8 protein-coding genes are annotated in these 8,404 nt (G+C 52.5%); 5 read left to right on the top strand and 3 right to left on the bottom strand.

Features of this window, described 5'->3' with window-relative positions; translation table 11 throughout:
- On the bottom strand, positions 1–1,034 hold a 1,034-nt coding region (locus HRU10_14400; GenBank protein NRA28422.1), incomplete at its 3' end, for a DNA polymerase III subunit delta.
- 67 nt (positions 1,035–1,101) lie between these two features.
- On the opposite strand from HRU10_14400, the gene truA reads away from it, so the two are divergent.
- The 3 genes from truA to HRU10_14385 are packed head-to-tail and all read left to right on the top strand — an operon-like array spanning position 1,102 to position 3,561.
- Entirely contained in the window at positions 1,102–1,875 is a 774-nt protein-coding gene (truA, locus tag HRU10_14395) for a tRNA pseudouridine(38-40) synthase TruA (GenBank protein NRA28421.1), read from the top strand.
- Complete coding sequence (locus HRU10_14390; GenBank protein NRA28420.1) at positions 1,853–2,785, top strand: CPBP family intramembrane metalloprotease; 933 nt, start codon at positions 1,853–1,855, stop codon at positions 2,783–2,785. The genes truA and HRU10_14390 overlap by 23 nt, the downstream gene beginning before the upstream one ends.
- A 32-nt stretch (positions 2,786–2,817) precedes the next feature.
- A complete protein-coding gene (locus HRU10_14385) occupies positions 2,818–3,561 on the top strand; it encodes a ComF family protein (protein NRA28419.1) in 744 nt (247 codons plus the stop codon).
- Positions 3,562–3,744: 183 nt separating this feature from the next.
- Here the strand turns inward: HRU10_14385 and HRU10_14380 are convergent, their stop codons facing one another.
- Complete coding sequence (locus HRU10_14380) at positions 3,745–3,906, bottom strand: hypothetical protein (GenBank protein ID NRA28418.1); 162 nt, start codon at positions 3,904–3,906, stop codon at positions 3,745–3,747.
- 46 nt (positions 3,907–3,952) lie between these two features.
- Positions 3,953–5,284, bottom strand: coding sequence for an HDOD domain-containing protein (locus HRU10_14375; GenBank protein ID NRA28417.1), 1,332 nt, complete (start codon positions 5,282–5,284; stop codon positions 3,953–3,955).
- Between the two features lie 448 nt (positions 5,285–5,732).
- On the opposite strand from HRU10_14375, the gene HRU10_14370 reads away from it, so the two are divergent.
- Both HRU10_14370 and HRU10_14365 read left to right on the top strand, forming a co-directional pair.
- Positions 5,733–8,036: an ABC transporter ATP-binding protein gene (locus HRU10_14370; GenBank protein ID NRA28416.1), complete on the top strand. Its 2,304-nt coding sequence runs from the start codon at positions 5,733–5,735 to the stop codon at positions 8,034–8,036.
- 2 nt (positions 8,037–8,038) lie between these two features.
- Positions 8,039–8,371 carry a DUF1854 domain-containing protein gene (locus tag HRU10_14365; GenBank protein ID NRA28415.1) on the top strand — a complete coding sequence of 111 codons (333 nt, stop codon included), beginning with the start codon at positions 8,039–8,041 and terminating at the stop codon, positions 8,369–8,371.
- The last annotated feature ends 33 nt before the right edge of the window (positions 8,372–8,404 follow it).

Raw genomic sequence — 8,404 nt, 5'->3', positions numbered from 1 at the left:
GCAAGGATGCCTTCGAAGGCGCGGGTAAATTCGAGCTGGAAGTTGATGAGTTTGCGGAGGGGGACGCGGTCGGCGGTGGCGGCGAGGCGTCCGGCGTACCAGGCATTTTGTGAAAATATATTGAAAGGGCTTTTGCGTGTTTCGCCGGGAAAGAGGTCGTTGAATTGGTGGCTGGCGTTGTCCCAGCCGCGTTTGTCGATGCCACGGGCACCGAGGCGAATAGCGCATGACTGAAGGAGGCTTTTGAGCTGGATGAGGAGGCGGTTGCGGCCCTGGAGGTTGGAGATGAGGCCACGGGCATCGCTGTAGGTGAAGAAGTAGCGATCGAGGGCGACGAGGGCGGGACGGAGGTCAAGCTGGTAGAAGACTTCGGCTGCCTCGAAGAAATCGGTGTCACCGAAGACAGGCACGTATGCGTGCACGAGATGTTCGGTAATGGTACCGCCGTCTCCGACCATGGTGGCGAGTTTCTCAGTCTCGTTTTGGATGACGCGCGCGTTAGCCGATACTTTGGCGATGAGGAGCTCTCGGGCGGGGATGTCGAAGCTGACTTGGCGGTCGGTGACAATCTTCTCGATGAGGCCGAGCATCGGGGTTGGGTCTTTAGCGTCGACAGAAAGGTGCATGCCTGCGCCTGCTTTAAATATCCACTTATAAAAGGCGCGACGCCGGTCGACCGGACTAGCCGTGATGAGCAGGCGGGCGGTATCGGGCTGAAGGTGGGTAATGTCGTCCTTGATACTGTCGAGGAGATCGAGCGAGGACTTGGCGCGACCGGTAACCGAATCCGCCAGGGCATTAAAATTTTTGATCCAGACGAGTTTACAGCCTCCGAATAGGGACATGGACTGAAGCGAGCCGCGGAGTTGGCTGATCAATTTCTCTAGGTCGGCGACATTATTTACCCGACCATCGAACACTTCGCGGCTGTAGTCGTCGGCTCCTGTCTCGCTGATCCAATCCTGCCACACTTCATCCCCTCGTTGGTTGAGGAGGAAGTCGTCGTCACCGGAAAAGAACTGAAATGCGGACATAGGGCGTAGGTTGACGGATGAAGGATGAGGGTTGAAGGATGAATTTTTGCGAAGTATGGGGTCTTTTGTGGACGAAAAAAATGAAATACAGCGCTGGATGGGTGTGGTAGCCTATGATGGGACTGGTTTTGATGGGTGGCAGGCCCAGCCTTCGGGGAATACGGTGCAAGATTGTTTGGAGCGGGCGTTGGAAGGAATTTTGAAGGTGAAGGTGCGCATTCAAGGTAGCGGGCGTACGGATGCGGGTGTTCATGCGCGGGCTCAGGTGTTTCATTTTGACGCGGTTTGGAAGCACTCGGCTGAGCAGTTCATGAAGGCGTTGCACACGCGTTTGCCCATTAGCATACGCTTGAACGCTTTGAGGCCGGTCGAGGCCGATTTTCACGCACGATACTCAGCGGCATCAAAATGCTATGTCTATCAGTTGGCCTATGGGATGATGGACCCGTTTGAGGCACGTGTGCGGTGGGGTATTTTAAACAAGGACTATAGCCCGGAAATTGCCGAGGTGGTCGCTCGCAGTTTCAAGGGGTCGCACAATTTCGCTGCCTTCGCGGCGTTGCGTCAGCCAGGCCAAACCATTGACGATCCTGTGCGTGTGGTAAGCCGTTTTGAGGTGAAGACGCTCGGTGAGCGGCGGTATGATATCATGGTAGAGGCGAACGGTTTTCTCTATAAGATGATGCGGTCGATGATCGGCGCTTTTGTCGATTGTTGTGGGGGACGCATCCGGGTGGAGGACATCGAGTCTGCCTTGACCTCGGGCCAACGAACACACCTGATCTCGACCGCTCCACCTCACGGCCTTTTTCTAGATCATGTCACATACGCGAATGATTGATCCTCCCAACAATCCGACATTCCAGGGATTGTTTGCTCTGGTCACGGTCTATTTTGGAGCCTTAGGTTTCGCAGCCATAACGAGTCCTTGGGTGTATAATGCGATTCAATCTTGGCACGCATCCGCGCCCAATGTGTTGACGGAAGAAATCGCCGACAATGACCTCGAAGATTACTTTGATCGCCAGCGGTGGCTGTGGGTTTTGATTTGTCTGCCGTGGCTGGTGCGCTCGTTGCGTTTTTCTAGTTGGCGGGAGGCCGGGTTCGCTTGGGCTGGAAGCGAATGGAAGCGACTGCTGAGTTATTTCGGGCTGGGGCTGGCGCTACTGGCTGCCCTTGGAGTTCTTCGTGTAAGCACAGCCTCGGCAGTCTGGGAAGCCGAATGGGGCGCGGTGCCGTCGATCCTTATGAAGTCGCTGATCGGCGCCGTGATCTTGGCGATTCTCGAGGAGTCGGTTTTCCGAACATTGATCTGGCGGGCATTTTCGCTCTGGCGGCCCGTAATAGGTGGCTTGGTGTTGAGCTCGATTTTCTTTGCTTACACGCACTACAAGATGCCCAAGAATGTTGAGTTGGAGCTGGTCGGCGCGGCTACTGTCGCAGATGGTTTCTTTATCGCGGGCTGGACTTTAGTGGGGGTGGTGCGGGATGCGACACTTCTGGATTTTCTCAATCTAAGTTTACTGGGAGTTTGGCTCACTATGCTGCGTCTACGCTCTGGCTCCCTTGCGCCGTGTATTGGACTCCATGCCGGAATCGTTTTTGGCCTATTAGTTTTGGTGAGGTTTGTGGACTTTGAGAGCGCACCCCATGCGTGGTTATTGGGGAATTCCGGTATGCGCGACGGCATTTTTGCGACGGCGATATTTTTGGCAGGGATTTTGTTATGTAGTCGTAATTCAACGAATTGATTCTGTATTATCTGATCGATTCAACGCTTGTTATGCCTGCCACAGATACCTTCAAACATTGGAGTAGCTTGTTCCTAGATTTCATCTTTCCTCGCAACTGTATTTGGCGAGAAACGCCCGTTGAGACCACCTCTCCATTCCGCTACCTTGGTATGGAGGCAACCCGTTTTCTTCATGTTATTGAGGGAGCCACCTGCACGAAATGCGGCGCGCAACTTGAGGGTGAAGCACACCGTAGCCACGGCTGTCATCACTGTCTGGAGGACCGTTTCCATTTCGACCGTTGCTCGAGCGCCTATCGTTACAACGGTCCGGCGCGGGCTCTTATTCAAACACTAAAATACCAGGACGGTTTGTTCCTGCAGGAGGACATTCGACGGCTTTTGGAGCGACATTCTGAGTTTACGGATAACCTAGCGGGAGCAGTACTTGTCCCCGTTCCAGTATCTCCTCGCCGCCTAGAGAAGCGCGGCTTCAACCAGGCCCAATTAATCGTAGATAGCATCCTACGTTTCCGTCTGCCCAAGACGACCACACAGCCTTTGCTGCTGCGCCGAGACATCAAGGGAAGCCAGACTCAGCTCACTCGCGTCGAACGGCTGAAAAATGTACGGCGGTCGTTCCATTTAAATCCTAGTGCACTGGTAGATCCGGAGGCACGCTATGTGATCGTGGACGATGTGTTGACAACGGGTGCGACTGTGAATGCTTGCGCTGAGACTTTGAAAAAGGCCGGAGCAAAGCAAGTCGAGGTGGCCACGATCTGCCGTGGTTAGGGCGTCGCGGGGATGCGGCCCTACCTGAAATCTGCATAATCCGGTTGAGGCTGGGTTTTATTTTTTGAATCCGCCAATGCACGCGAATAAACGCGAATGTTTTGTGGCCCGTGGCAATCGCTCTAGCGATCGACCTACAACCGACGGCCACTAAGGCAATCACCGACAAGTACTCATTTCACATCATGCGATTACGCGTGTGTCGGGGCGACTGGAACCCAGGGTATTGGAGATTTCGTACACCTCGGTGAGTGCGTCACGGAGGCTACGTACTTCGGCGAGCTTTTCCGCTTCTAGATTGAGTAAATACGCCTTCCAACATACTCCTAAGATCACTGCATGCACCTGATCGTCGACGACGACAGGTAAGAGAAAAAGCGACTTAATGCCCTTAAAACTTCGCAGCCAAGCCGGTAGGTAGCTCTGAGTCTTTTTTTTCTGTCGCCGAAGCAAAAATGATGTCTTTGCGACGTTGGATGCACAGGCCAAAGACGTCTGGGTTGGTCGCCTTCACGATGTTACGCTTACGGGTGGCATAAAAGAGTTTCCCACAGCCAATATTTTGGAAAAAACTATCCGTTCCCGGCTTTCGAATTAATAGGATGCAATCGTCCAATCCTTGGTCTGCTGTATAGGCCTCCAAGGCTATCATGTAGGCACGTGTTGCATCGAAAGGCGGGTTCGCAATAAGCTTTCGAAGGCTCCCTATGGCTTCCTTGAGGGCGGAAATCTTTTGTTCAGCCTTACGGGCTGGTTCAATACGCCTCGGTTTGACTGGAGGACTTTTTCCTTTGGAGCGCGCCTCCATGCTATTGGCCAAATTTTCCGGCATAATTTCGATCTCATATTCGGAACAAAAGTCGTTTACAGCATCATGCACTTCTTTGAGGAGGCCCAGGATTTCTTCGCCGTCCAGCGGAATGTTAGCCTGGTAGTTTTTGAGCAGCTTTTTGGATCGGGCATCAAAGGCATCGGGCGACAAATCACTAAACATCGCCATATCGCATAGCTTCATCGAGAAATCGGCGACGACACTGACTTTTTCGACTGTGCTCCGTGCTGCGCGTCTGATCTGTTCGCTCCTTACTTTCTTGAGACAGTGTGTGATCTCCGCAGGTAGACGTGAACTCTCCAGTAGATGAAAACTCAACTCTATCGGCGTAAGACCAAAGATATCGGTAAAGGCCTCATCCTCAGTTTTTTCCGTGGCGAATAATTGAGCCTCTCGAAAATCTTCGATCATGAATGTCGACATAAGCAATCGCCCATAATTACGGAGTGTCGTGCAAATGAAGGACTGCTCAGCCAGTTCCTGATCCGTTTTCTCAATCACCTTTTGGGACATTAGCCCTGAGCAAAGGGCGAAAGCCGATACCTCACGCTGCTCAGCAAGATTCATCTTATTCTCAGAGTTTTCGATCAAAAGGAGGGAGAGTGCTAGATTACGAATCTTTGAGAAACCGATGAGCCCGATAGCCTGAGTCACCGTGGTTATTTCCGCTCCCGACTGGTTGTATGCCAACTTATTAGCGGTCTCGATGACCTTCTTTGTGACCGTTACATCGCTGCTGATCAGCTCTCCTAGTTCTTGAGTCGAAATGATCAAAGCTTTCTCAGCAAGCTGCTGAATCAAGTGTATGACACGCCCCACCGTCGCAGATTCTTTCCGCTTAAGATGATCTTCGATCAAGGTGATTGTGTTTTGGGCAGCTTCTTTATTCAAGGGAGTCTCGAAGTGTTTAAAGAGCTTAAAAGTCGGTTTGAATCTCTGGAAACTTGAGCAGGCTCGGTAGTCTGCTGACTGGTTCTTTGGTGAATTTTCAGGAATCAGCGCGTTACCGAGGACCTGCCGATCACAAAAAAAGTGTGTGCTTAATGCATTTGTCCATCAGACACTTGCGTATATTCGAAGCGCCTTGGTCAGTCGGATGCGTGTTTTTTTACTTTGACTCAATCAAATTAGAAGCGATTGGTCGAAACCATGCACATGTAGGTCACAGCAAACGAGGTCGCTGCCCTAACCCGCCCCAAAGCGGTCTTCTACGCTAATTCAATCTTCGGATCGTAAGCGTATTTCAACTCTGAGAGGGAATTTTTATTCCTCCTACCAAGAGCCTCACATTACCCACTCACAGACAGCCTTCCGGGGCTGCGCATCCTTTTGTCCTACCATGTCTACACAGTCCCTTGCGTACAACCGTTCTTTGATCGATCGCTACACCGAACAGCCTTCGACCTTGCCTGAGGCGATTCGCTCTGAAGTAGAAGCGCTCTTTGGTGGTGGCGCTGAAGGTGTGATACAGCTCTATGCCTTCGCAGACCTTAACGCCCAACTCAAACTCGACGGCCAATGGATCTGCCTGGGCGCACACTACGTTGCGCTCTCTAAAGAGCTTGATCCCGGCGACATCGACACGCAGCTCGTTGCTCGTTCCAAGATCCAGCACGTTCGAGAAATCCCAGGGCTCAGTTGTACGACGCTCATTCTCGAAGGAGATGCCGACGAGGCTCCACTGTTAAAGATTCGCTATTCGCACCGCCAACAGCAGTCGATTTCGGGCATCGTCTTTGTGCTCAAACAAGCCCTAGAAGGTGCCAGTTACGCAACGCCTGATGCCGACGATCACTATGCAGATTCGGTCGCTACACCCATTCGCAAAGGCCAGGCTAGCGTATCGACGTCCAATAGCTCCGTATTTTTCAGACTGCTTGGCTACCTCAAACCCTATTGGGGGCGCACGAGTATAGGGATGATCGCAGCAGTCTTGATGACGGCAAGCGCTCTGGCTCCACCTTACCTGGCTGGTAGGCTTTTAGATGAGGTCATCCGGCCATTCTCGGAATCGCAGATTGATTGGGAGATCGCCAATAATCTGGCCTGGGGACTGATCTGGTCGCTCGCGGCAGTGATGCTCAGGCGCCAATTCTTTCTGTGGGTACGCCTGCGTTGCCTGGCGGCCATCGGAGAATTCGTCGCACGCGACTTGCGGCGGCAGACATACAGCCACCTTCACTCGCTGAGCATGGGTTATTTCTCTTCAAAAAGAACGGGGAGTCTGATCAGCCGCGTGAGCACGGACTCGGACCGGATTTGGGATTTCGTTGCTTTCGGTATCGTCGAGGCATCAGTCAGTGTCCTGCAAATCGTGGGCGTGACAATCGTGCTACTGCTTCTGGATTGGCAGCTTGCTTTGGTCGTCATGGTGCCGCTGCCCTTCATCTTTGCTCTCATCGTCAACAATGGCTTTCAGATGCATCGAGGCTTTATGCGCATTTGGCGGAAGTGGTCTGATATGACGAGTGTCCTGGGGGATACAATCCCCGGCATGCGTGTGGTGATGGCCTTTGATCAGTCCGACCGAGAACGCAAACGCTTCAACGGCGAGAACGAGGCAGTTCTGGAAAAGGCTCAGGATATCAACATCATCTGGACGGCTTTTTGGCCCCTACTCGTCCTCGGGATCCAACTTATGAGCATAGCAGTTTGGATTTTTGCTATACCTCGGCTCATCGGGGCCGAACCAACGCTGGCTCCATCCATGCAGCTGGGTGTGTTCGTCTCCTTTCTGTTTTACATGAATTTGTTCTTCTTCCCTTCAGAGACGTTCGCTCAGCTATCGCGCATGATCAATCGAGCGCTGAGCTCTGCGCATCGGATATTCGAAGTCTTGGATACCGAGCCTGAAATCTTTGAGAAGCAGGAACCGGTGAATCTCGACCCGATTCAAGGTAATATCCGATTTGAGAATGTAACTTTCGGATATGATTCTGTTCGGCTCATCCTAAAAGGGATTTCTTTTGAGATAAAGCAGGGTGAGTTCATCGGTCTGGTAGGACCATCCGGAGCAGGCAAAAGCACAATTTTCAATATGATAGCGCGCTTTTACGATGCGACCTCAGGCCAGGTCCAGATCGACGGTGAAGATGTGCGTGACCTCAATATGGGAAGCTTGCGCCGGCAGATCGGCATGGTGATGCAAGATCCCTTTCTCTTCCATGGCACTATCCTCGACAATATCCGCTACGGGATGAATGACGCCACCTATCAGGACGTGATCGACGCAGCACGCGCAGCCAATGCCCATGACTTCATCGTTAAACTGCCCAACGCTTATGACACTGTGGTAGGCGAGCGCGGACACACGCTCTCGGGCGGCGAGCGCCAGCGCGTCTCCATCGCCCGCGCCATCTTGCATAACCCGCGTATCCTCCTGCTTGACGAAGCCACATCAGCAGTCGACACCGAGACCGAGCGCAAGATTCAAGATGCGATCGATCGATTGACTGAGAACCGAACCGTCATCGCCATTGCCCACCGCCTTTCCACGCTGCGTCGAGCGAATCGCCTGCTGGTGATGAAAGATGGACGCCTCGCCGAGGTGGGCACGCATAACGAGCTGCTTAACAATAAAGACGGCGTCTATCAAAACCTATACAACCTCCAACGCGAGCTCCACGAAGCCTACGCCATCTAAGCATGAATACGACTGCTGAACCTTCCAAAAAATCCACCCTTCAACTCGAACTATGCGCCACCGGCCGGCTCGGCATGCGCGATGAGGCAGGAAAATTGAAAGCCGTCAATGTAAGCCCGTGCTTTCCGTGGTCACATCCGGAGTCTTTCATCTCACTGCGCGACGACGATAATAAAGAACTCGGTTTCATTGACGATCTGGACGCGCTTGACCCCACATCCAAAGCATTGATGAGCGATGCCCTGAGTCCGACAAAGTTCACTTTTGAAATCACCGAAATTAGAAAAATAGATCACAGCCATCCCATAAGGCCTGATGGCGGAGATCAGGGGTGAGTATTGATCGGCTGTAGCGGTTGATCGTGTCTA

This window comes from Opitutales bacterium (genome assembly GCA_013215165.1).
Taxonomy (GTDB): Bacteria; Verrucomicrobiota; Verrucomicrobiia; order Opitutales; family JABSRG01; genus JABSRG01.
This window is presented reverse-complemented; position numbering and strand designations above follow the sequence as displayed.